The 22615-nt window shown below is 38.6% G+C and carries 22 protein-coding genes, 1 pseudogene and 2 riboswitches; of the genes and pseudogenes, 5 read left to right on the forward strand and 18 right to left on the reverse strand.

The annotated features are described in order from the left end of the window. Nucleotides 1-8 precede the first annotated feature (8 nt). Nucleotides 9-449: a MarR family winged helix-turn-helix transcriptional regulator gene (locus PH210_RS01925; RefSeq protein ID WP_289982519.1), complete on the reverse strand. Its 441-nt coding sequence runs from the start codon at nt 447-449 to the stop codon at nt 9-11. Nucleotides 450-579: 130 nt separating this feature from the next. On the opposite strand from PH210_RS01925, the gene PH210_RS01930 reads away from it, so the two are divergent. Then, the gene (locus PH210_RS01930) at nt 580-2088 is read left to right on the forward strand and encodes an ATP-binding protein (protein ID WP_289982521.1); all 1509 of its coding nucleotides are present in this window, start codon (nt 580-582) and stop codon (nt 2086-2088) included. Between the two features lie 31 nt (nt 2089-2119). On the opposite strand, the gene PH210_RS01935 is transcribed toward PH210_RS01930, so the two are convergent. After that, entirely contained in the window at nt 2120-2647 is a 528-nt protein-coding gene (locus PH210_RS01935) for a hemerythrin domain-containing protein (protein ID WP_483312071.1), read from the reverse strand. A 223-nt stretch (nt 2648-2870) separates the two neighbouring features. Here PH210_RS01935 and PH210_RS01940 point away from each other — a divergent pair, with 223 nt between their 5' ends. Next, on the forward strand, nt 2871-3218 hold the full coding sequence (locus PH210_RS01940) for a hypothetical protein (protein ID WP_289982524.1): 348 nt from the start codon (nt 2871-2873) through the stop codon (nt 3216-3218). Between the two features lie 134 nt (nt 3219-3352). Here the strand turns inward: PH210_RS01940 and PH210_RS01945 are convergent, their stop codons facing one another. The 4 genes from PH210_RS01945 to PH210_RS01960 are packed head-to-tail and all read right to left on the reverse strand — an operon-like array spanning nt 3353 to nt 6818. Then, nucleotides 3353-3637: a ferredoxin family protein gene (locus PH210_RS01945; RefSeq protein ID WP_289982527.1), complete on the reverse strand. Its 285-nt coding sequence runs from the start codon at nt 3635-3637 to the stop codon at nt 3353-3355. Further along, on the reverse strand, nt 3637-4932 hold the full coding sequence (locus PH210_RS01950; protein WP_263297903.1) for an FAD-dependent oxidoreductase: 1296 nt from the start codon (nt 4930-4932) through the stop codon (nt 3637-3639). Before PH210_RS01950 ends, PH210_RS01945 begins: the two co-directional genes overlap by 1 nt. Further along, nucleotides 4925-5956: an electron transfer flavoprotein subunit alpha/FixB family protein gene (locus PH210_RS01955; protein ID WP_289982534.1), complete on the reverse strand. Its 1032-nt coding sequence runs from the start codon at nt 5954-5956 to the stop codon at nt 4925-4927. The genes PH210_RS01950 and PH210_RS01955 overlap by 8 nt, the downstream gene beginning before the upstream one ends. Before the next feature lie 37 nt (nt 5957-5993). Continuing rightward, on the reverse strand, nt 5994-6818 hold the full coding sequence (locus PH210_RS01960; protein WP_289982535.1) for an electron transfer flavoprotein subunit beta/FixA family protein: 825 nt from the start codon (nt 6816-6818) through the stop codon (nt 5994-5996). Nucleotides 6819-7199: 381 nt separating this feature from the next. On the opposite strand from PH210_RS01960, the pseudogene PH210_RS01965 reads away from it, so the two are divergent. Next, a pseudogene (locus PH210_RS01965) lies at nt 7200-7930 on the forward strand (ZIP family metal transporter). 12 nt (nt 7931-7942) lie between these two features. On the opposite strand, the gene PH210_RS01970 reads toward PH210_RS01965, so the two are convergent. Then, nucleotides 7943-8182 carry an aspartyl-phosphate phosphatase Spo0E family protein gene (locus PH210_RS01970; protein WP_289982536.1) on the reverse strand — a complete coding sequence of 80 codons (240 nt, stop codon included), beginning with the start codon at nt 8180-8182 and terminating at the stop codon, nt 7943-7945. Between the two features lie 408 nt (nt 8183-8590). Between PH210_RS01970 and PH210_RS29695 the strand changes: the two genes are divergently transcribed. Next, entirely contained in the window at nt 8591-8653 is a 63-nt protein-coding gene (locus PH210_RS29695; protein WP_354669949.1) for a KxYKxGKxW signal peptide domain-containing protein, read from the forward strand. Here the strand turns inward: PH210_RS29695 and PH210_RS01975 are convergent. The 5 genes from PH210_RS01975 to PH210_RS01995 form a co-directional block, all read right to left on the reverse strand. Continuing rightward, entirely contained in the window at nt 8636-9169 is a 534-nt protein-coding gene (locus PH210_RS01975; protein WP_289982537.1) for an acireductone dioxygenase, read from the reverse strand. The genes PH210_RS29695 and PH210_RS01975 overlap by 18 nt on opposite strands. A gap of 23 nt (nt 9170-9192) precedes the next feature. Next, entirely contained in the window at nt 9193-9822 is a 630-nt protein-coding gene (locus PH210_RS01980) for a methylthioribulose 1-phosphate dehydratase (protein WP_289982538.1), read from the reverse strand. After that, nucleotides 9816-10487, reverse strand: a complete 672-nt coding sequence (locus PH210_RS01985) for a 2-hydroxy-3-keto-5-methylthiopentenyl-1-phosphate phosphatase (protein ID WP_289982540.1) — start codon at nt 10485-10487, stop codon at nt 9816-9818. Before PH210_RS01985 ends, PH210_RS01980 begins: the two co-directional genes overlap by 7 nt. Next, on the reverse strand, nt 10488-11699 hold the full coding sequence (gene mtnW / locus PH210_RS01990; protein WP_289982543.1) for a 2,3-diketo-5-methylthiopentyl-1-phosphate enolase: 1212 nt from the start codon (nt 11697-11699) through the stop codon (nt 10488-10490). 74 nt (nt 11700-11773) lie between these two features. Continuing rightward, nucleotides 11774-11882, reverse strand: a riboswitch (SAM riboswitch). Between the two features lie 78 nt (nt 11883-11960). Continuing rightward, a complete protein-coding gene (locus PH210_RS01995) occupies nt 11961-13139 on the reverse strand; it encodes a pyridoxal phosphate-dependent aminotransferase (RefSeq protein ID WP_289982546.1) in 1179 nt (392 codons plus the stop codon). A gap of 193 nt (nt 13140-13332) precedes the next feature. Beyond that, nucleotides 13333-13487, forward strand: a riboswitch (SAM riboswitch). Nucleotides 13488-13589: 102 nt separating this feature from the next. Here PH210_RS01995 and mtnK point away from each other — a divergent pair. Then, nucleotides 13590-14774, forward strand: a complete 1185-nt coding sequence (gene mtnK, locus PH210_RS02000; RefSeq protein ID WP_289982549.1) for an S-methyl-5-thioribose kinase — start codon at nt 13590-13592, stop codon at nt 14772-14774. 36 nt (nt 14775-14810) lie between these two features. Here the strand turns inward: mtnK and PH210_RS02005 are convergent, their stop codons facing one another. The 6 genes from PH210_RS02005 to PH210_RS02030 form a co-directional block, all read right to left on the reverse strand. Continuing rightward, a complete protein-coding gene (locus tag PH210_RS02005; protein WP_289982551.1) occupies nt 14811-15395 on the reverse strand; it encodes a DUF2087 domain-containing protein in 585 nt (194 codons plus the stop codon). A 173-nt stretch (nt 15396-15568) separates the two neighbouring features. After that, a complete protein-coding gene (locus tag PH210_RS02010; RefSeq protein ID WP_289982553.1) occupies nt 15569-17863 on the reverse strand; it encodes a thiamine pyrophosphate-dependent enzyme in 2295 nt (764 codons plus the stop codon). Next, entirely contained in the window at nt 17863-18876 is a 1014-nt protein-coding gene (locus PH210_RS02015; protein WP_289982555.1) for a 2-oxoacid:acceptor oxidoreductase family protein, read from the reverse strand. The genes PH210_RS02010 and PH210_RS02015 overlap by 1 nt, the downstream gene beginning before the upstream one ends. Before the next feature lie 416 nt (nt 18877-19292). Next, nucleotides 19293-20012 (reverse strand): LutC/YkgG family protein, encoded by a 720-nt coding sequence (locus tag PH210_RS02020; RefSeq protein ID WP_289982556.1) that lies wholly within the window; start codon nt 20010-20012, stop codon nt 19293-19295. Nucleotides 20013-20014: 2 nt separating this feature from the next. After that, nucleotides 20015-21439: a LutB/LldF family L-lactate oxidation iron-sulfur protein gene (locus PH210_RS02025; protein ID WP_289982558.1), complete on the reverse strand. Its 1425-nt coding sequence runs from the start codon at nt 21437-21439 to the stop codon at nt 20015-20017. Between the two features lie 52 nt (nt 21440-21491). Continuing rightward, nucleotides 21492-22208 carry a lactate utilization iron-sulfur protein LutA gene (locus tag PH210_RS02030; RefSeq protein ID WP_289982559.1) on the reverse strand — a complete coding sequence of 239 codons (717 nt, stop codon included), beginning with the start codon at nt 22206-22208 and terminating at the stop codon, nt 21492-21494. Between the last annotated feature and the right edge of the window lie 407 nt (nt 22209-22615).

Raw genomic sequence — 22615 nt, forward strand, 5'->3', positions numbered from 1 at the left:
TAGCCGTATTAAAATTTCCCTGCAGGGATTCCTAATTTTTTCAAGAGTTCAATTGCTTGAAGCTTCTCTTCACCAGAAAGACTGGACATAAGCTTATCAATTTGCTGTGCATGCTCAGGAAAAATATCTTGAATAAATTTTTTCCCTTCATCTGTTATTTGTGCATACGTGACACGTCTGTCCGTTGGACAAGCAATTCTTTTCAGCAATCCTTTTTGTTCAAGTTTATCCACCACATAGGTAATGCTTCCGCTGGCAAGTAGAATTTTCCCGCCGATTTGCTGCATAGGCTGATCGCCTTTATGATAAAGAAGCTCTAAAACAGCAAATTCTGTTGGATTTAAACCATTGGCTTGTATAACCTTATTAACATGCTCATTTATAGCTTTATAAGCTCTTGAAAGAACAATAAATAATTTTAATGAAGTAGAAACTGAATCGTTTTCCATAGAAAATCATCCTTTTAAATTATCTCGATTTCAAAATTATTATAAAAAATTTTTGAGGTACTGTCAAATTCCCTTTTAATGGTATAATGATTTTGTTAAGAAAGATATCTGAATTATTTGAGGTACATTCATGAAAATTCGCAAAAGCAATTTACTTACTTATATAATCGTTGTAATTATACCTGTTTTTCTTTTATGTATATATTTTTATAATAATATATTAAAAGAAATTGATAGCAGCAGAAAAAAGGATGCTAGTTGGATTTCCTCTATTTACCAGAAAAACTGGGACCAATTCATTAGCGAAACCGTGACTAGTTTAAACATATTGTCGCTTTCGGCTGAAGATAGTCTGCTCACACCACAGAAAATGGAACCGCTCCTCAATAAAGTGAACCAAAACGATCCAAGGTATGGTGGACTCTACTTACTTGATACAACTGGAAAAGTCTTATCAAGTACGGTTCCATTGAGAATTGAAACTGATTTTTCCAAATTACACTTTATCCAAGAAGTAATCAAAACGAAGGATATTGTTATTTCTGAACATGAGGAAATCCTTAAAAATAACCAGAGAGTCATTGGGCTGGCAACACCAGTTCTTGATGAAGATCACAATTTAAAGGCCATTCTTGTTGCTGACCTTAGGATTGATTATATGAGGAACTTGATGAAGGTTCTTACTCCGGATACCAAACTTTATGTTGTAAATGGGGCCGAAAATCCCCTTCTTGAAATTAATGTGAAGCGAAAAGATATGATAGATGAAACAAACTGGATCACTACACCAATGGATCGTTTGCCTTGGAGCATAAAAGTGAAAATGGCCGACCGAGATGGAACACAGATTGTCAATGAAATGGGTGAAAATTTATTTTTCATTCTTATCATCACACATATTCTCTTCATACTAATCAAATATATCTTGTTACGAATTCATACCGGTAGAGAAAGAAAACAAAATGAGCTTCAGAAGCTTGAATTAGTGGGTACATTGGCTGCTAGTACTGCACATGAAATCCGGAATCCGCTTACAGGAGTTAAAGGGCTAATACAACTACTAAGCGAAAAATATACGGAACCCGATGACCGCTATTATTTTCATGTGATTAATTCTGAGCTCAAACGAATTAATGAAATCGTCAGCGAGTTTTTAATCTTAGGTAAGCCGACGGCACAGCTTACCGATAATGTAAATATAAATGAAATCCTTCATGAACTGAGTCCATTAATAGTATCTGAAGCAAATTCTCATAATGTAGAGTGTGTATGGCATATTTCAGAGCAGCCGGTGATTGTAAAATGTGTAAAAGACCAAATTAAACAGGTAATCTTAAATATTACTAAAAATGCCTTAGAATCCTTTGAAAGCACCGGGAAGCTTGAAATTATCCTACACACCTTGGCAGATGTTTGCAAAATTGAGATCATTGATAATGGTAAGGGAATTCCGAAGGCTGAATTAGAAAAAATATTTCGTCCGTTTTATACCTCCAAAGAAACGGGGACTGGTCTTGGCCTCGTTATCTGCAAACGAATCATTAACTCTTTCGGTGGGACAATCGAGATAACCAGCACAGAAAAAATAGGCACTACGGTTGAAATAACATTGCCGATAGCAAAAGAAAAACGAGACTAACCCGTCTCGTTTTTTTGTCTTATTTTTCCCATTAGTTAATTTCTTGGATTTTACTGAGTAATTCTAATTTTTCTTCATCAGAAAGCATTCTCTCGGCCATTGGAAAGAGTACATTTTCTTCTTTCGTAAAATGCTCTGTTAAAATGAAGTATGCGTTTTGTATTAGTTCGGCCAATGTTTTCATTTCAGAAAATGTTGAAGGCACATTTAACGATTTTTCAAGAAATTCTTTAATATTTGCTTTCGCCTGATCATGCTCATATTCCATTACCGCAATTGGACCGGATGTTGTACCAATATAAGCACCCATCATCGGAAAAAGAATCCCTTCTTCCCTTTCTGAATGAGGGTCTAGTGCTGCTTTAAATTCATTTACTTTCGTTATTAATTCATTAAAATTCATTTCAAGCTCTATTTCTTGATCAATTTTTTGCGTTAAGGTATATAATCCCTCTAATTGTGCTAATAATGGGGGATGCTCACCCTTTAATTGTTTAAGTCCTTCACTTAATTCAGCCTGCTCCATTCCTCCGAAAGCACTCATACATCCACTCATCATTTCTTTCACCTCTAACTTTTTTATTGCCTTAAGTATAAAAAGAAATAACCCTTTATGTAGTGATTAGGGTCACATTTAAAAATTTAATCATGTTGGTCCGTCATTTATTTGTCAATTTTATGAAAACGCTTTATATTTTTTAAAAATTTTAACATTTATCACTCAAAAAACGTTAATAGTTTCATATAATATAGTTAAGACAGATAAAGGAGGGCAAAATCCCATGAAAACGCCAAATTATCACGATTTTTACGAAAAGGCATTAATCCCGATTGGTTTGAATGACCTTAACTTCCTAAAGGATACGGAAGCACACTGCCCTGTTTCTCCACCAACTCACTGGCTTATTGCCGTAGAAGGAGTGCATCTGGCACAGCCAAAGATATATTATCATTGGAAAGTGAGTGTTTATCCTGCTGACTGCGAAGGGGATTTCAATTGGAAAACGCCTTATTATTGTTCTGCAAACATGGAGTCCATCGACACTGCGATAGCTTTTGCCAGCTCACTAGTAAGTTCGGGCAAGAGAGATGAACTTACCTCCTCCACGAAACTAGAGAAAATCAGCTAATCCTCATGAAAATTTTTCTTCAGCTTCACCTTCTTTTTATCCCTACTTGTGAAATAACATACATATAGTGTTTTTCTAAAATCTTTTTAAAATAAAAAGTGCTGTATGCAATCATTGCAAACAGCACTTTTTTATTAGGCTAAACGGAAGACTATACCATGTCCGCCCTTAGGATATTCCCATTTTATGTTTTGGTATGGACAGCCGATACGGCAGCTTCCGCACTCATGGCAGCCTTCATAGCCCACCTGCATCCTGGTCCCTTCCCATTTATATACTTCTGCCGGGCAAAAGACGGTACAAAGTTTATCCGGACATTTCGTCATGCAAATATCATGATCAAGTACGGTCAAATGAGATTTCGTGTCACACTTAAAACGGAGAAGATACTGTTTTTCTTCGATATTTTTAGTTGACATTATTTCACCGCCTTCCATGCTCGATAAATATCTTGAATTACCCGAAGCGTTCCTCTTTCTGATGTCACACTCTTCATGATTTGTTTCTGTTTATCGCGTTTTGGTGTTCCATCTACGGTAAAGAATTTGCTCATTGCTTTGTTCATCATTGGTACATACTCTTTGAAGTATTGCGGATATTTTTCAAATGTGTGGGCAGCGTCTTTGTATTTCTCTAAATCTTTAATGATAAAGCTATCATAAAGTTTCTCACGATAGAGATTTAAGCTGGCTTCAGAATAGTCTCCTCGATGTTTAGCTTCGATAATGGATTCAGCTGCTAGTAATCCTGAATGCATCGCCATGTTCGAACCTTCACGATGGATGGCATTAACAAGCTGTGCTGCATCACCTATAACAATAACACCATTACCTGCCACCTTTGGTACAGAACGATAACCACCTTCAGGAATAAGATGTGCAAGATATTCTGCTGATTCTCCGCCGCTAATCAACGGTTTCACCATTGGGTGGTTTTTTAGGTAATCAAGCAGCTCATATGGTTTCATTTTCGCATTAATCATACTTGAGAGGGTCGTACCTACTCCAATATTTAAGCTCTCCTTATTGGTATATAGGAATGCTGTTCCTAGGTTCCCCTTAGTGGAGTCACCAAATATTTCAATCGTACAGCCTTGATTATCTTCTAAATTAAAACGGTCATTAATTTTTTCTTTTGGCAGATTAATAACTTCCATGACTGTTAATGCTACTTCATCAGGACGGAACTCTTTATGGAAACCCAATTGTTTGGATAACAGCGAGTTTACACCATCCGCAAGCACAACGACATCTGCGTAGACCTCTCCATTCGGACGGTCGGTGCGAACTCCGATTACTTTCCCATTTTCAACAATACATTCGGTTACAACGGTTTCGTTGATAAGCAGTGCACCTGCTTCTACAGCCTTTCCAGCAAACCATTGGTCAAATTGGGCCCGAAGTACGGTAAAGTTGTTATATGGCTCTACTGCCCATTCAAGACCTTTATAGCCGAAGGAAACAACAGATTCCTTATCCATCATCCAAAAGCGCTGTTCAATTACAGGCCTTTCAAGCGGTGCTTCCTTCCAAAATTCAGGGATGAGCTCTTCCATTTGCTTACGATATAATACTCCGCCCATGACGTTTTTAGCTCCTGGGTATTCCCCTCTTTCAATAAGCAAAACATTTAAGCCACTTTTTGCACAAGTATAGGCGCAAGAAGTACCCGCTGGGCCTGCTCCGACAACGATAACATCAAATTTTTCAGACATAGATCATTTCACCGCCTTTTTCCGCTTTAAGCTTCTTAAATTGTGCGATTAGTTTAGGGACAATTTCCATTGCGTCCCCAACAATTCCATAGGTTGAGACATCAAATATCGGTGCATTCGGATCCTTATTGATAGCAATGATAAACTCAGAATTTTTCATACCAACCACATGTTGTATGGCCCCTGATATTCCGATTGCAAAATAAATTTTCGGTGTAACCGTTTCTCCTGTTTGACCAACCTGCTGTTCGTGCCTTAGCCATCCGGCTTCAACCACGTCACGTGTACCGCCAACACTTGCACCTATCGTGTCAGCTAATTCATATATGAGCTGGAAATTTTGCAAATCCCCCATTCCTTTTCCCCCGCAGACGATAACATGTGCATCTGCTAAATTGGCTTTTTTTGTTACATCATTCACAATTTGAAGGACTTTTGTCCTAATGTCTTCTTCTTCGACGGAAATTTTCTCTTCGATAATTTTACCAAGTCTGCTTGCGTCTGGCTCTAATGCCTTCATGACCTTAGGCCTCACTGTCGCCATTTGTGGGCGATGCTTTTTACAAAGAATGGTTGCCATAATATTACCGCCAAACGCTGGCCGGCTTGCTTCTAGTAATCTGCTATCAATATCCACATCCAGCATGGTAGTATCTGCGGTTAAACCAGTACTCAAGTCAGTTGCTACCGCGCTTGCTAAGTCTTTACCGTTTGGTGTCGCGCCATAAAGAATGATTTCAGGCTTATATTGTTTCGCTAAGTGCATAACACCTTTCATAAATGACTCTGTTCGGTAATGTTTTAAGACTGGAAGGTCAATAAGATAAACCATGTCTGCGCCGTAAGCTATAACCTCCTTCGCTAAAGGCTTAACTTCATGGCCAAGCAAGAATCCCGCCAATGGAACTTGCAATTTATCAGCAAGCTTTCGCCCAGCACCAAGCAGTTCAAGTGATACACCTTCAATTTTTTCGTCATTTTGTTCAATAAATACCCAGACACCACGATAATCGTCCAGATTCATGTAAACCACTCCCTGCGGCAAAAAGATTTAGTTCTTGTTATTTAGATGGTTGTAATGTAAACAGGTCTTTTTTCTCCATCAATACTTCCATGATCTGGCTAACTTGTTCATCAGCTGAACCTTCAAGTTTTTTTCCACCTTCAGGTCGTGGGGGTGTAAACATTTTTCCAACGATTGTTGGAGAACCCTTCAATCCCAGCTGTGCCCGGTCAACATTTTCTAGGTCACTAACTGCCCAAATAATTGGCTCATACCTAGCTGCTTCAATCATGTTAGGCATTGGCGAATATTCGATTTCATTAATTTCCTTTTCAACAGTTAACAGGCAAGGAAGCTCCGACTGAATTAATTCGTAACCGTTTGTCAGTTTCCGTTTTAACAAAACAGTTTTTTCCTTCTGATTGACCTCTGTAACTTCAATTACATTTGTTACAGGCGGGATATCCATTCTTCTGGCAATCCCAGGCCCAACTTGTCCTGTATCACCATCGATAGCATGTTTACCACAAATAATCATATCTACAGGGTGATCTTTGTTGATTCTTTCTAATGCTTTTGATAAGGCGTAACTGGTCGCTAGCGTATCTGCTCCTGCAAAGGCACGGTCAGTAATTAAATACCCTCTATCTGCACCTATTTCAATGCTCTTTTTTATCACTGCAGTTGCTTGAGGCGGCCCCATTGACAACACTGAAATCGAACCACCTGTTAATTCCTTAATTTTCACAGCTTCTTGAACCGCATGTGCATCGTATGGGTTTAAGATTGCCGGGGCACTGCGCCGGTCGAGTGTGTTTGTTTTTGGATTAATTTTAATGATTTTTGTATCGGGTACTTGTTTGACACATACGACAATGTGCATGTAGGACTTTCCCTCCTCCATATAGTCTAAGAATGTTGAAAGCGTTTGCCTTCTTTGGTTATTAAAAATGCTTTTATTAACGATATATGTATCGAAATATAAGCATATTACCCAAGTTTGATAGTTTTCTTTTTTTTCTGTAATTGTTTAAACTAAATTTTAAAGTCATTTGGACAGTTTTCTAAGGTGTCATAACAAAAGCAAATTGAAGAATTATAGATGCAGCAATCTATGTAGCGAGTCATGATGTAAGTGTTTATTACAGTACTAATTTAACTATAAGAAATATTGAGATATAAACAATGATAAAAATCACAGTAGCTGTCTATTATTGTAGAAATAAATGTATTCTGTTTAATGGAATTTTGTTAGGTGGATTTTATGTTTGAAGTTATTTTTGGCAGAGTTCTTTCAGCCTTATCTACCGGGGCAGGGGCCTTGGTGATTCTATTTATTCACCATTCCATTACACATCGCTGGAAGGATGTTTTACTAGCTTTTAGTGCGGGAATTATGATGGCAGCCTCAACTATTGGACTTATACCCGAGGCATTAAAATATGGCGGCTATTTTGAGCTTTTTATTGGAGTTTGCTTGGGGGTTGCGGCTTTAACCATATTGGAGAAGAATATTCCACATATTGATCTGGAGCATAATCAAAAAGGAATTCAATTTGATGAAAAGGCTCTTTTAATCATTTCGGCGATAACACTTCATAATATACCTGAAGGTTTATAAGTTGGCGTAAGCTACGCCTCTCAGGAAAGAGATTAGGAAATTTGATTGCATTGGCAATTGGGGCCCAAAATGCGCCCGAAGGCCTCCTTGTCGCATTTTTTTTAATCAATCAGCGAATTAGTAAACTGAAGGCCTTCATTATAGCAACCTTAACAGGTGTATTTGAAATTGTTACTTCTCTATTAGGATATTTATTGACTTCTGTTGTTAAGGGGCTTGTCCCATATGGTTTATCATTTGCCGCAGGAGCTATGCTTTTTATTATTTATAAAGAATTAATACCAGAAAGCCATGGAGATGGAAATGAGCGGGTTTCAACTTATGCTTTTATCATGGGGCTGCTTCTCATGGTATTCATTATTGATATTTTTTAAAATAAAGATTCTTTATACTAGCACTCTTGGCCAAATCATGATCATTTGTTGAAAGGCAAATTTAACCTCTTCATTTGGCCGTGGAGCTTTTCCCATGAATTTTTGGTACTCATTGATCAATTCATCAAGTTCCTGGCTGTATTTTATTGTTTCTTCACTAGTAAATCCCTGTGTATTGGCACTATTTATCATTAATTCCCTTTTTGCTTTGATCTCCTCAATCATTTCAGATTGATTATTATACTTGTACAATGTTATCCCCCTGCCTCTTACATTCTTACTGTAAACTGCTAAAAAAGTAGATTACTTGAGAATTATGACAAGAATTTTCATAAATGTAAATACATTCGCAAAAGTAGACAAAACATTCTATATATCTTGCTATTCGACATATTTCTTGTTTGATTTCTCTTTTTTTCGACATTTTATCTTTATAAATGGCCGGTTCGATAATTCAGTTTATTCCAAAAAGTCAAGGTAACTTTTATCAAATTTTTTAACATTTCCTATTTGTTTAATATTGAAAGGGTTTTCATTATTTTATTAAGATATTTTTTAGTACAAAATTCCTATTTTATTTCAAGGCTCTGTTAAACTTTGTTGTTGATTTGCGCTCCAATCAACAGGGTTAAAAATCAACAATGGCCTTTAACATAGCCTATTTCAAAAAAAAACTGGCTTTTCGCTGCAGCCAGTTTTTTATTATTATTGATTTACTTCTAAATTTTCATAAATCGGCACCCAGCCTTCAGTTGTCACAAAGATACGCACCGCGACAACTTTACGGTCTGCCTCTAAAGTAAAATAATGTCTTGTATTTTCGGGAACTGAAATCAAGTCTCCTGGATTCAAATGGACCTCAAAAAATTCACCATCTTTTCCTTGGATGACAAACACACCATGTCCGCTAACAATGAAACGAACCTCATCATCTGTATGATGATGCTCGTTCTTAAAGTTTGTCAGCAATACATCCAGATTAGGTGTATGTTCTGATAAGGAGATGACATCCTGTGCTTTATAGCCTCTTCGCTTGGAAATGTCAGCAATTTCTCCTGCAAAGGTATTTAATATTTCTTCTTTTTCTTCATCACTTAATAAATACTTTTCTACTAGTGATGCAGGAAGTTTGCTAATATCCCAATTTTCATAAATTACTTCCTGCGACGCAAGAAAGCTGGAAACCCCCTCATGTTCCCGAAGTTGATCCTGTTTGTTTTGAAAAGTAATATACGCCATTTTTCATCTCTCCCTTTAGAGTATTAAACGACTTTAAATAATTGATTTGGGTTAAGTTCTAGCAAGCGTAATTGATAGCGAAACAAGAATTCTGAGGCTTCAAGTATTTTTTTTGCTTCAAATGCGTTTCTTCCCCAAACTGTAATGCCATGGTTTCGGATTAAGACCGCACCAGTATCACCCGAAATATGTTCGGAAAATTTATTTGCAAGTGTTGGGATATGGGCATAATTAGGAATAATCGGTATTTTCAGGACAGCATCCTCTTCCCATTTATCGAATGCCTTTATCAGTTCTTGCCCTTTAAAGGTTACTTCGCCATTGTCACCATATACTTCAGAAATGACATTATTATCAATTGTATGGACATGCAGACTGCAGCCTGCATTTGTCTTACGGTATATCTCGACATGAAGCAAGGTTTCAGCAGAAGGCTTTAAATGGGTTTCTTCAACAGCATCGCCAAATTGGTCAACGAGTAGGAAATCCTCGTCTGTCCGCTTGCGCTTATCTTTCCCGCTTGCGGTTACCAAAAATCGAAGCGGGTGATGACTCACTTTAATCGCCAGGTTTCCACTTGTCCCCATAAACCAATCCCGCTCAGCCAATTCATCCTTTACATCAGCTAATTCATTCCATCTTTCCTTTAGCATGATCGTTCCCCCACCTCAATTCTCTTTTTTATCTCCTCAATACAATCAAAGAATGTATGAAATTCCTGGTGATTTATCCCCCACTCCAGGCATTTCTCCTGTAACAAATCTCTTGCCAATACGAAGTCGGCATGCTTTGCAGCTTCAAGATCCGTTACAGAGTCTCCGATGACAATCTTAAAGCTATTTTTATGATTCAAATGGCGAATGATGCTCGGTTTACAGCAGCCGCAATCATTTTTACATAAAGAATCACAGGAATGCGGCCAAAGAATCCGAATACCCGATTCAGAAAAATTAGATTCGTTGCAATAAATTTCTGCAAAAGGCCCATAATCAGCTAGGATTGGATAAACAAAGAAGTCGATTCCACCGCTTACAATATAAAGGGGAATTCCTTCCTCATGTGCAAACGCAGCAAACTCTTTGAAACCTGAACGAATTTTGGCATTTTCAATCGCAAATTTTGTTATTTCCTCTTTTCTATTACTTGGTAACAGAGAAAATAACTTCCCTACACCATTCTTAATTGAAATCTGACGGGAAAGAATCTGATCTTTGATTTCCTCCCACCCTGGAGGTGCAAATTTTTTCATGATGGCAATGATATTATCACTTTCCGTTATTGTCCCATCAAAATCGCAGTAAATAACAGGCCGGGCCATTTATGCTGTCACCTCAGCATTCCCCCATAACTGCAATGCCTTTTTGAGTTCTGGGAACTGTTCAGCGCCTTCGGCTAGCAGTTTTCCCTGGAGGTTTGTTTCGATTGCCTGACGGAATGCTAAGCCGCCGCCACGGGCACCATCTGGATGTCCATGGACGCCGCCGCCTGCGTTAATGACTGAATCGATTCCGAAGTCCCGAATTAATAATGGAACGAGTCCTGGGTGAATTCCAGCGGAAGGAACCGGGTATGCCTTTAGGAAGGTATCAGCCTTCGTTAATTCGCTGGCAATCGCGAGCGCAGAGTTTTTTTCCAATGCTACTGTTCCATATGGAGATGGAAAAAGTGATAAATCAGCACCTGCATACCTTAGCAGCTTTCCAAGCAGCAAGGAATGGGAAAATCCATATTCAAGCGATGATGTTAAAGCCCCGCTGACTGCCGGATGCGCCATAAGCGGAAGACTAATTTCATCGTCCTCTCTTAATTCTTGAAGAACATCGAGCCCATAGGAAAACACATTAAAAAGTAAAAGGTCTGCTCCTAGTTCCGCTGCCTTTCTTGCTTTATCTCTTAGCTGAGAAGTTCTGCCTGTCAAATTAACAGCGTAAAGCGTTCTATGGCCCGTCTTATCATAAACCTCTTTTAATACATCTTTACCTGCAGCGATTCTTTTTTCAAATGGTGTTAGTTCATTTTCAAAAAGAATTTCGTCATCTTTAACAAGATCGACACCACCAAGTGCCTGCTGCTTTAGCTGTTCGGCTAAAAAGGTAAGATCTTTACCAAGCACTCCTTTAAAGATGCTCATTAAAAGCGGTCTATCATATACGTTTAATTTAGCTCTAATCCCTTCAATCCCAAATTTCGGACCTGGAAATAACCTCTTTAAATTTTCGTCAAAATCCAAATCCAGTAATTTTATTTTCCCATCCAAAGATAGTTTTCCAAAAACAGTTGTTAAAATCGCCGGTATATCATTTGAAAAATTAAGCGTCGGATAGGCAATCCTAATCAAGGATTGATTTTCTTTTTCAGAGTGAATTCCCTCGATTGAAACGACCCTTCCTTTATGCTTTCGTAATTGGTTTTGTTCGAGTTCGGGCAAATTTGTCCATGAACCCACTGTGAGTCCCAGGGCAATTTCCTCTGCTTTTTTGTCTGGATTTTTTTCATCATGCAGTAAATATGTAGCGATTAATTCAGACATTATTACACTTCCTTTCGTAAAAAACATAAAAAAACCTCTTCGAAAAGAAGAGGTTAGTGTTACAAACTAACATCTTCTCATCTATCAGCTGTTCGCTGCAAGATTTAGCACCGTGCTTAAAAATGGTTTAAGTCGGTTGCCGGGCTTCATTGGGCTAGTCCCTCCGCCTGCTCTTGATAAGAAAACGATTCGTAATATTCATTATTTTCGTATTGGTTAACTTTAGTTTGGATTATCCCAAGAAAGAATTAAAATGTCAACCTATTTTTCAAAAATTCCTAAACAGCTAATTCTTCTGACAGCTTCCCTTAGCCGTTCCTCAGAAGATAAAAGTCCAACACGGACAAAACCTTCTCCGTATTGACCAAAGCCAATACCTGGAGCGACCATGATATGTGCTTGTTCGAGAAGAATATTAGCGAATTCCTCTGACGTTAGACCATTGGGGACCTTTAACCATGCAAAAAAGGATCCTTTAGGTGCAGTAACATCCCAGCCTAACGACCGCAAGCCGTCAATTAGGACATTCCTTCTTCGCTCATAAAGCTGATTTAATTCCTTCACACATTCTTGTGAGGCAGTTAACGCTTCAGCTGCAGCCTCCTGGACAGCACCAAATAAACTAACATAAAGATGATCCTGCAAAAGCTCAATTGCCGAAATAACACTTTCATTTCCAACAGCAAATCCTACGCGCCAGCCGGCCATATTATAGGATTTGGAAAGTGTATAAATTTCGATACCCACATCTTTTGCCCCTTCCACCTGCAGGAAGCTGATTGGTTTTTTTCCGTCAAAACCTATTGCCCCGTAGGCAAAGTCATGGACAACGCAAATATCATTTTTACTGGCAAGCTTGACAGTATCCTCAAAGAATTCGGTTGTAGCAGTTGCTCCTGTTGGATTATTAGGATAATTGAGGAACATTAATTTAGCCTTAGACAAAATTTCCGGTGACAGTTCCTGATAATCGGGTAAGAAATGATTCTTCTCCCTTAATGGCATTATTGCTATTTCAGCTTGGGCCAGGGCGACACCAGACCAATAATCGGGATAGCCGGGGTCTGGAACAAGAATAGTATCACCAGGGTTTAATAAGCACTGAGGTATTTCTACCAGGCCTGCTTTGCCACCAAAAAGAATGGCAACTTCTTTTTTTGGGTCAATGGTAACTCCGTATTCCCTCATATAAAATTCCGCTACAGCCTGTTTTAAATATTGATGTCCTTGAAAGGGCGAATATTTATGGTTTACGGGATTGGCTGCTGCTTCCTGAAGCTTGGCAACAATATGCCCAGGTGTTGGCTGGTCAGGATTGCCCTGTCCTAAATTAATGACATCATAGCCTTGTTCAAGATATTGACCCACCTTTTTAACAAGGGAGGCAAAAAATTGTTTAGGCAGACTGTTTAAAAGATTTGATGGCGGAAATTGTTTCATTACTCTCACCTGCTCTAACTATTTCATTTTTAGTTTGAAATTCTAGTCACAAATGATATAACTTTTATAATTACTTGTAAAGTAAAAATTACGAACTTTTCAGTATCAATTAAAATAATTTTCAAAAAATATTGACACTAATCTTTTTATCCTGTTATAGTACTTATCAGATTATAAATTTTAAAATCAGATACTCTTATCACGAGCTGGCTGAGGGATTTGGCCCTTTGAAGCCCAGCAACCGACCATATTGCCATTGTAAAATGGGGCGAATTTTTCGCCGGGGAATACCCGAATTAGGCACGGTGCTAATTCCAACAGAAGGATTGTCTTTCTGAAAGATAAGAGGTGCGACAGACATGAATGTCTTCAGAGCCTCTTTCAAAAAAGAAAGAGGCTTTTTTGTGCCCCCATCCACAACCTAGCCTCCGAAAAAAGGAGAATAAAATAATGAGTCTATTAAAACAACAAACCTATCAACCATTAACAGAAGCCGCTGCCATTGATCTAGCGGTACGCTTAAATCTAGTTACTGATAATGCGGATCTCACTTGTAAGGAAATTGGTGATGGCAACTTAAACCTTGTTTTTCACATTGTCGATAAACAGCATGATAAAAGCATTATTATCAAACAAGCTCTTCCTTACGCAAAGGTGGTTGGGGAAAGCTGGCCTCTAACCCTAAAAAGAGCCAAGATTGAAGCAGACGCCTTAAAAATTTTTGGCCAAATTGCTCCTGAATATGTACCCACGGTTTATCACACAGATGATATACTCGCAGTAACAGTCATGGAGGATTTATCTCATCTTTTGATTGCGAGAACAGGCTTTATCAAAGGAAGAACCTACCCCTTAATATCACAGCATCTTGGAGAGTATCTCGCCAATACTTTATTTTTTACCTCGGATTATGGTTTAGGTCCTGCTGTTAAGAAAGAAAGGGTACAACAGTTTATTAATCCTGAACTGTGCAAAATTACAGAGGATTTAATCTTCACCGACCCATTTTATGATGCAGAGACAAATAATTTTGAAGTCGATTTAGGGCCGGCTGTTGAAGAACTTTGGCAGGATGAGGAATTGAAGAATCATGTTAATATTTTGAAAAAGAACTTTTTAACCGATGCAGAAGTTCTCCTTCATGGCGACCTCCATACTGGAAGTGTTTTTGCTAATGATTGGGAAACAAAAGTTATTGACCCTGAATTTGCCTTCTATGGTCCTGCCGGATTTGATATCGGCCAAGTATTTGCCAACCTTCTCTTCCAGGTCATTGTAAACGATAAAAACCGTGATATCTTTATCAAGCATATTGAAACATTCTGGAATGTTTTAGAAAGTCAATTTTCTCATTTGTGGGAACGAGAGAATAAGGAACCTATAGCAAAAACATCGGCATTCTTGAAATATAATTTATCTAAATTTTTCAAAGACTCTATTGGTTTTGCCGGCTGTGAATTAATTAGAAGAACCATCGGTCTTGCACATGTTGCCGATTTGGATTCAATTGAAAATAAAGAAATACGATTAGCGGCCAAACAAAAGACATTGGAACTTGGGAAAACCCTTATTAAACTTCGAAACGAAATCAAAAATCTGCAAGAGTTTATTCATGTAGTTAAAACGGTAATTTAGAAATGAAAAAGCACTCCGAAGCTTCGGAGTGCTTTTTCATTCAGGCTTCGCCCACATTTCTTCTGGATTTAGCTCATAAATTCCATTTTCCCGATACATATAATGATTAATGATAAATTCCCGGCGAATGGTCGCATAATCCTCGTGAAATTGTTTAATAAACTCATTTATTTCTTTTTCATCATATTTCTTCCCTTTTTTTAGCCCCTGTACCATATGCTCAAACACGATTAATTTCTTTTTCCGCTGTGAAGGAATATTTTTTAATTTTCCGTCTTTAGTATAGAAATTCTCAATTATTTTTTGCCTTTCAAGACTATCTTCCACCATATTTTCCAGCTCCTCTCCCCTTTTTTCCAATAGCTGCGAGAGTACTTCTGCCTGCTGTTTGATTAAAGAACTATTTAAATAAAAGTAAATCGTATTTTTATCTCTTCTTTCATAAACCAGATGAACCTCTCTTAATTTCTTTAAGTGATGGGTAATTGTTGGTGCGGTTAAGCCAAGCTTGCCTGCAATGGCCTGACCGTGCAGAGGTCCTTTTGCTAAAAGAGAAACAATTCTAACCCTTGTTGGGTCGCCCATCGTTTTATAGAACTCGACTAAGCGATTTAGCTGCATCAAAGATCACACCTTTTCTAGATTCGATATTCATCTAATTAGAAATATATCGAATTTAATCAATGCTGTCAAACAAATAAACCACTTCCTTATTTTAGGAAGTGGTCTATTCTATCTTTTTATGGCCAAGCGGGAATGTTATATGAAAAATGGATTATTAATATCTACAAATATTATAATATTGGGTTTTCATTCTTAGCTTTCAGGCGCTGCCATCTCTTTTCAACTTCTGCTTCAAATTCTTCTAATAATGGTTTATTTTCTTCTTTAAGAAGATGCTTAGTTTTACCCATGTATTTCAACCAGTCAGAAAGTGGAATCCGTTTGTTCTTATCTTCGGGATTGTAGGTAATCGTCGTAATTCCTTGTTCCACTTCATAAAGCGGGAAGAAGCAAGAATCAACCGCTGCTTCGACAATTTTTGTACCGTAGCGGTCATCTGATTTCCAGTTTAGCGGGCATGTGATGAGTATTTTCCCGTAAACAGTTCCAACATTTTGAGCATACCACTGGGCTTTTGCACCTTTTTTCACTAAATCCTGCGGAAATGCCTCTGAGCCTGTAAACACATAAGGAATGTTGGTTGCCGCCATGATTTGTGCGGTATCCTTATGATGGAAAGCCTTTCCTCGCTGGGCTTTACCAACACCAGAAGTACTTGTCATATGTCCAATTGGAGTGGAATATGACATTTGCGAACCAGTGTTCATATACCCTTCATTATCATACTCAAGTATGATTAATTTATGTCCACGAAGCCCTGTACCAATTGCTGACCCCATCCCAATGTCCATTCCGCCATCGCCTGTAATCATGACAAAGGTAGCATCGTCTGATAAATTGATTTCCCCGCGTCGTTTTAATTCCATGAACGCTTCTAGCGTACCTGATAGAGTTGCTGCACCGTTTTGGAAAAGATTGTGTATCATCGTTTGCTTATGTGATGTGCTTGGATAACCCGTTGTCGTTACATAAGCACAGCCCGTTTGGAATAGAGTAACAATATCGCCCTCAATTCCTTTAAAGAAAAGTTCTAATCCAGCAAAGATTCCGCAGCCAGGACATGCCCCGTGACCAGATGCAATCCGTTTTGGCTTTCCGGTAAGAGCCCTTAGTGGAGGAATTTTCACCTTTAATTTATTGGTCTCTTCATCCATTTTGACATCGATTAAACCTGTTTTAAATACATCTCCATGCTGAGGAAAAATGACAGGCTTAAGAATTTTTTCAGGGTTGCCTGGAATATGGCCATAGTAATCAAACGATTTTTCAGCATATCCTTTTTCCATCGCGTCGATCGCCATATTAAAGAAAGCCTGGGCATCACTTGCATAGAAATCCTTACCGCCAAGACCGAAAACACGACTTAAAACGATTGTTTTATTGTTCTTGTCATCTTGAAGCGCTGATTTCACTTCATGTGTTAAGTTTGGCCCATTTGCGCCGTATGAATCAGCTCGTTCACCCACTAATAATGTTTTTACATTCTGAAGGGCTTCGCGAATTTCCTTCGCAGGGAATGGCCGGATTATATTCGGGCTGATGACACCAGCCTTAATTCCTTTTTCTCGAAGTTGATCGACAACATCCTTGGCTGACTCTGCAGCGGAGTTTAAGAGGAATAATGCCACATCTGCATCTTCCATTTTATATAAATCCAATACAGGATATTCTCTGCCTGAAAGTTTCGCATATTCAGCAGCAACTTCTTTAAATACTTCACCAGCATTGTATATAGCTTCAGATTGCTGGAAGTGATTGTTGATGAAATCATCACCACTCATATGTGCCCCAATTGTTACTGGCTTGCTTAGATCCCTGACAAAATTGTAATCAGTTGGACATTCGCCAACAAATTGCTGCACAACACGACGATCCTTAAAGAATTCAACTCTGCGTTTTTGGTGGGATGTAAAGAATCCGTCATAAGCTACAATAACGGGTAGACGTACTTTTGAGTGTTCAGCAATCTTTAATGCCATAATATTCATATCATAAACAGCTTGCGGCGTTTTTGCCGTTAAAATCACCCAGCCCGTATTCAATGCATAATAAAGATCGGAGTGATCACCGCGAATATCAAGCGGCCCACTTACTGCACGAGTAACTAAATTCATAACCATAGGGAAACGAGTACCTGATTGGACCGGCATTTGTTCAAGCATGTATAAAAAACCATTGGCACTTGTTGCATTAATAACCCGGGCTCCTGTCGCAGCAGCACCGTAACAAATACCAGCCGAACCGTGTTCTCCATCAGCAGGAACCAGCTTAATATCATGCTCGCCGCGTGTTTTCATCTGGTCTAAGAATTGGGCGACCTCTGTTGATGGAGTAATTGGAAAGTATCCCATAATATGATAATTAATTTGCGCTGCCGCCATGGCAGCCATTTCATTACCCGACTCAAAAGTAGAAATCTGTTCTGCGGTCTCTTGTGTAGTTAACTTATCTTCTAAAATGGCCATTAGAAAATCCCCCCTGCAATATAAGGAAAGTTTTGCTTTACGCGGTTTTCGTCTGCATATCCAAGCATTTCACGAAGGTCACCAAGGGAATCTGTTGGACATGCTTCCACACATTTTAAGCAGCCTTTACAATATTGATAGTCAATTCCTTTAAGAAACATTTGCTTTCTGCCACGCTTATCTTCTCCTTCTTCCCAGACAAAACAAAAATCAGGACAAACATTATCACAGGCAGCGCAATGAATGCATTTTTCTTGTTGGAACTCAGGAAGAAATCCTTGGCGTGAACCGCTTAAATCTTTAAATATACTATTTGCTTGTGCAACCATAACCCCGCCAATTTCCTGAGTCATGCAGCCAAGCTGTGGAAGCGGACGTGTGAAGGCCTTGCCTTCAGCTCCTTCCGGCACTTCATATTTTTTAAATTGAACTTCATTATAGCCGCGGTCAAATGTTTGAATATTGGGTTCAACTAGATGAGGATATTTCTTAGTAAATGTTTTCCGAATCACATCTCTCATTGAATCTGGATCCAGAAAATCGCAAATACGATATAATGCACCTAGCATCGCTGTATTGACCTTTGTTTTTTCCTCTACAGCAATGGATAAAGCATCTACAATGGCAAGTGTGCCATATTCTAGCTGTAAATCCTTTTTAACATCATCAAATTCTCTTGCTGTGTTAACTAAAACGATTCCATCAGCATTCAATCCGCTGACAACATTAACCGTTCTATATAGAGCTTCATGGAAAACACCAACAACATGAGGCTGTTCGATTGGGCTATGGTCTCTAATTTCGACATCAGGATCACAAAAACGGATAAAACTCTTAACCGGAGACCCCTTCTTTTCCGATCCATATGATGAAAAATTGGAACCTTTTAAGCCAAGACTTAAAACACCAGCTTCTGCTAACATTTTCCCAGCTAAGTTTGCACCAAGTCCGCCGATGGATTCAAGACGGATTTCAAAAAATCCTAATTCATTTTTCTTTGGTAAAATAGACATAATGCATGTCCCTCCCATTTTAGAAATGCGGAAGCGCCTTGTCCAGGGGCGACAGGCATAAGACAAGCCGGCGGGAAGGTTGTTCTTTAACCTTCTCGTCGGATTGGCTTATGACCCCGAGCCCCTAGGCGCTGCAGCTAGACAATTTTTTCGTTCAAAAATTTAACAAGAAAAAGACATAAAAAATTAACTTCCCCAAAAGTTATTGTAGGGCATCACTTATTTTTTATCTGTGACAAAAGTTAAACATAGGAGAAAAAATTTTATAACACATTTATTCATTTCACACAAACCGTTAATGCGTATGACTTGAAAAGGTTTACCTTTTTATATAACAGAAAAACTTTTGTATATAACAGTGTTTTATCCCAAAAAAGGACTGCCTTTAGAATGTAAAGGCAGTCCTTTTTTTAAAATTATAAATCATTAATGACAATATAAGATGCTTTAATTGGACCATGTACTCCAACGACAAGATTTAACTCAATATCTGCTGAATTACTTGGTCCCGTTATAAAATTGATGCATGATGCCACATGTCCAGTTTTCTGATAAATTTCACGCATCTTTTGTGCTGCCTGGGTGATACGGGGAACTAAACTGCTTTTCGGAATTAAGGCAATATAGGTCGCCGGTAAAAAACTGATAGTTCTTCCTTTATTCTCATCACTGAACAAAACAACCGTTCCAGATTCGGCTAATGTAATTTCACTGATAGTAATACCCACATTCGCCTGTTCCGCTTTGGCGATGTTTTCTTCCCCTTTTGTGTAATCCCATTCGTATACATCGATGGACTGTTTAGGCCAGTCTTTTTTCATAAGTTGATCCAGACCCCACTTAGAAAAACGAGCGTCTTTCCAAGTCACAATCGGTCCTCCGCCATAGGAAGTTACAACTTCATCAAGAGTTGCAGGTAATTCCTCTAGCTCAGTGGTGTAAAGGTTCGTATGAATTTTCTTACACTGCTCTGTCAAGACTTCTAACAATTCATCCTGTGACGCATCCTTTAAAACCTCCTGCTGCGGCTGGAATGCCCATTTGGGCCTTTCTACCAAACCGGTAATTCGCGGACGGTCAAGGCGGCTGGCAATTTGATTTAAAAATTTCTCCCGATTTTGTATCATGCCTGACATTTTCACTTACCACCCTTATCACGATTTTTAAACCAATCTCTAAATCTTTCTTTATTTGGAGCCGGAAATTCTCGAATTTCAGTCCATGCCTTAAGGGGACCAGGACCTTTTGAGATTTTATCTCCTACGGTGAACGGATTCATGGCTGCCGGTGCCATTTTAGTACCAAGCTTATACAATGTCGGAGAGGCCGCTCCTAAACCAAATGCTTTCATCGCCAGCTTTTCAGATATTGGAGCTTTCCCTTCTTTTTCAACTATGATTTCCCTGTGTTTATGAAGAAGATTGTGTAACGGTATTTTTACAGGACAAACCTCAGTACAAGCCCCGCAAAGTGTGGAGGCATAAGGTAATTCTTTATATTCGTCATATCCTCCAAGCAATGGAGATAACACAGCTCCAATCGGTCCGGAATAAATGGAACCATATGAATGGCCCCCTACATGACGATAAACTGGGCAGACATTTATACACGCGGCACAGCGGATACATTGCAAGACTGCCTGGAATTCTCCACCTAAAATATTGGAACGGCCGTTATCGACGATTACGAGGTGAAATTCCTCCGGACCATCAACGTCTAATTCCTCTCTTGGTCCTGTTAAAACCGTAATATAGCTCGTCAATTTTTGCCCTACCGCGCTCCTTGTTAAGAGGCTGACGAGAACCTCCATTTCTTCAAATGTAGGAACAATTCTTTCCATTCCCATGACAGTAATCTGCGTTTTCGGTAATGCTGTTACTAAATCAGCATTCCCTTCATTTGTTACTAAACTAAACGAACCCGTTTCAGCTATAGCAAAGTTGCAGCCCGTAATTCCGATATCGGCTGATAAGTATTCCTTACGAAGCATTTCCCGTGCATGTGCGGCCAGCTCTTCTGGCTTCGAAGTTTTTGTATAACCTAATTTTTCTTTAAACACATCGCGAATTTGCTCTTTATTTTTGTGCAGTGCTGGAACCACAATATGGGATGGCGGGTCATGGTCATCGACTTGAAGAATATATTCCCCAAGGTCAGTTTCAATAACCTCACATCCCTCTTTCTCCAGTACTGCATTTAAGCTAATTTCTTCGGTGACCATCGATTTAGATTTAACGATTTTTTTTGCGTTTTTCTTTTGAACAATGCTGCGAATATACCCACTCGCCTCTTCTTTTGTCTGAGCGAAAAAAACATGGCCGCCCCGTTTTGCGACATTCTCACTTAATTGTTCTAAATAATAATCTAAATACTTTAGAACATGCTGTCGGATTTCTTCACCATGTGAACGCCAATCTTCCCAGTTTCCCAGTTCCTCAGTTGCTAAACGTCTTTTTATACCCATTCCATCCTGTGCACCAGCCACCGCACCACGCATAAAGGAATTATGTATTCCTTTATCAACACGTTCCTTAAATTGATCCGTGCCAATCTTCATTGCCATTTGAATACTCCTCCATCCTTCAATTGATTTCACATTCTCTCAAGCGCTTGATTTACAGGCAATTTAATACTTCAGCTATATGTAACACCTTAATTGGCTTTCCTATTCTTTCAATTCGGCCGCCTATATTAATAAGACAGCCTGCATCAGCACCGATTAAATACTCAGCCTCGGTTTCTTCTATATGACACACCTTTTCATCGACCATTTGCTCAGATATCTGCGACATTTTAACTGAAAAGGTTCCCCCAAATCCGCAGCATTGTTCCTTGCCTGGCAATTCTGTAAACTTTAGCCCCTTAACATTTTTTAAAAGAATCATAGGTGCCTTTTTTACACCTAATAATCTCGTCATATGACAAGAAGTATGGTACGTTACATTCGCTTCAAATTTAGCCCCGACATCTTCTATTTTTAAAACTTCAACAATAAATTGTGTTAACTCAAATGTCTTTTCAGCCAATTTTTTTGCTTTTGGTTCCCAAACAGGGTCACCTTTAAAAATATGAGGATATTCATGGAACATGAACGCGCATGATCCGGAAGGAGACACGACGTATTCTGCATCCATAAAAGTATCAATCATTTGTTTCATTGCTTCCTTTGATTCTTTAACATAACCGCTATTATATGCTGGCTGTCCACAGCAAACCTGTGATTCCGGAAAATCAATTTCACACCCCAGCCTTTCCAGTAATTCAACTGTCGCTTTACCTACATTACTTTGAAATAAGTCAACTAAACAAGTTGCAAAAAGAGTAACCTTCATGTGTTTCTCCCCTTCTTAATATCTAATATATTTGGTGCCACCGTACAACTGATTAACCGGTCATCTGATGACGGATACAAAAGATAGAATGTTCAAATTTTTATATTTATCATATTACTATAAAGTGCTGGAATTATCTCTGCTTGGGAAAATGAATTAATGCTTAAGACCCACGCATAACAAGCGTGGGCCTTTTTCCATGGTTTACTTCTATCATTTTTGTTTAAAATAGACTATAATAAAATATTGTTTTATTTAAGCAAAGGCTATTTTCGCAAAGATTATTGTTTTTCGTATAAGTTCATCAACTCGTAAAACTAGATTTTTCGTGTATCTTTTCGTAAGAACATTTGCGAAAATTGCCTGAGAACTTCGTAAATGGCCCTTAATAAGTTCCAAAAGCAACA

It is taken from the genome of Paenibacillus sp. BSR1-1 (assembly GCF_030403775.1).
In the GTDB taxonomy this organism is placed as follows: domain Bacteria; phylum Bacillota; class Bacilli; order Bacillales; family Cytobacillaceae; genus Neobacillus.

Bases quoted from the DNA above. Each gene is read 5' to 3' on its own strand.
- PH210_RS01925 (WP_289982519.1), bottom strand. From the start codon at position 449: ATGGAAAACGATTCAGTTTCTACTTCATTAAAATTATTTATTGTTCTT.
- PH210_RS01930 (WP_289982521.1), top strand. From the start codon at position 580: ATGAAAATTCGCAAAAGCAATTTACTTACTTATATAATCGTTGTAATT.
- PH210_RS01935 (WP_483312071.1), bottom strand. From the start codon at position 2,647: ATGATGAGTGGATGTATGAGTGCTTTCGGAGGAATGGAGCAGGCTGAA.
- PH210_RS01940 (WP_289982524.1), top strand. From the start codon at position 2,871: ATGAAAACGCCAAATTATCACGATTTTTACGAAAAGGCATTAATCCCG.
- PH210_RS01945 (WP_289982527.1), bottom strand. From the start codon at position 3,637: ATGTCAACTAAAAATATCGAAGAAAAACAGTATCTTCTCCGTTTTAAG.
- PH210_RS01950 (WP_263297903.1), bottom strand. From the start codon at position 4,932: ATGTCTGAAAAATTTGATGTTATCGTTGTCGGAGCAGGCCCAGCGGGT.
- PH210_RS01955 (WP_289982534.1), bottom strand. From the start codon at position 5,956: ATGAATCTGGACGATTATCGTGGTGTCTGGGTATTTATTGAACAAAAT.
- PH210_RS01960 (WP_289982535.1), bottom strand. From the start codon at position 6,818: ATGCACATTGTCGTATGTGTCAAACAAGTACCCGATACAAAAATCATT.
- PH210_RS01975 (WP_289982537.1), bottom strand. From the start codon at position 9,169: ATGGCGTATATTACTTTTCAAAACAAACAGGATCAACTTCGGGAACAT.
- PH210_RS01980 (WP_289982538.1), bottom strand. From the start codon at position 9,822: ATGCTAAAGGAAAGATGGAATGAATTAGCTGATGTAAAGGATGAATTG.
- PH210_RS01985 (WP_289982540.1), bottom strand. From the start codon at position 10,487: ATGGCCCGGCCTGTTATTTACTGCGATTTTGATGGGACAATAACGGAA.
- mtnW (WP_289982543.1), bottom strand. From the start codon at position 11,699: ATGTCTGAATTAATCGCTACATATTTACTGCATGATGAAAAAAATCCA.
- PH210_RS01995 (WP_289982546.1), bottom strand. From the start codon at position 13,139: ATGAAACAATTTCCGCCATCAAATCTTTTAAACAGTCTGCCTAAACAA.
- mtnK (WP_289982549.1), top strand. From the start codon at position 13,590: ATGAGTCTATTAAAACAACAAACCTATCAACCATTAACAGAAGCCGCT.
- PH210_RS02005 (WP_289982551.1), bottom strand. From the start codon at position 15,395: ATGCAGCTAAATCGCTTAGTCGAGTTCTATAAAACGATGGGCGACCCA.
- PH210_RS02010 (WP_289982553.1), bottom strand. From the start codon at position 17,863: ATGGCCATTTTAGAAGATAAGTTAACTACACAAGAGACCGCAGAACAG.
- PH210_RS02015 (WP_289982555.1), bottom strand. From the start codon at position 18,876: ATGTCTATTTTACCAAAGAAAAATGAATTAGGATTTTTTGAAATCCGT.
- PH210_RS02020 (WP_289982556.1), bottom strand. From the start codon at position 20,012: ATGTCAGGCATGATACAAAATCGGGAGAAATTTTTAAATCAAATTGCC.
- PH210_RS02025 (WP_289982558.1), bottom strand. From the start codon at position 21,439: ATGGCAATGAAGATTGGCACGGATCAATTTAAGGAACGTGTTGATAAA.
- PH210_RS02030 (WP_289982559.1), bottom strand. From the start codon at position 22,208: ATGAAGGTTACTCTTTTTGCAACTTGTTTAGTTGACTTATTTCAAAGT.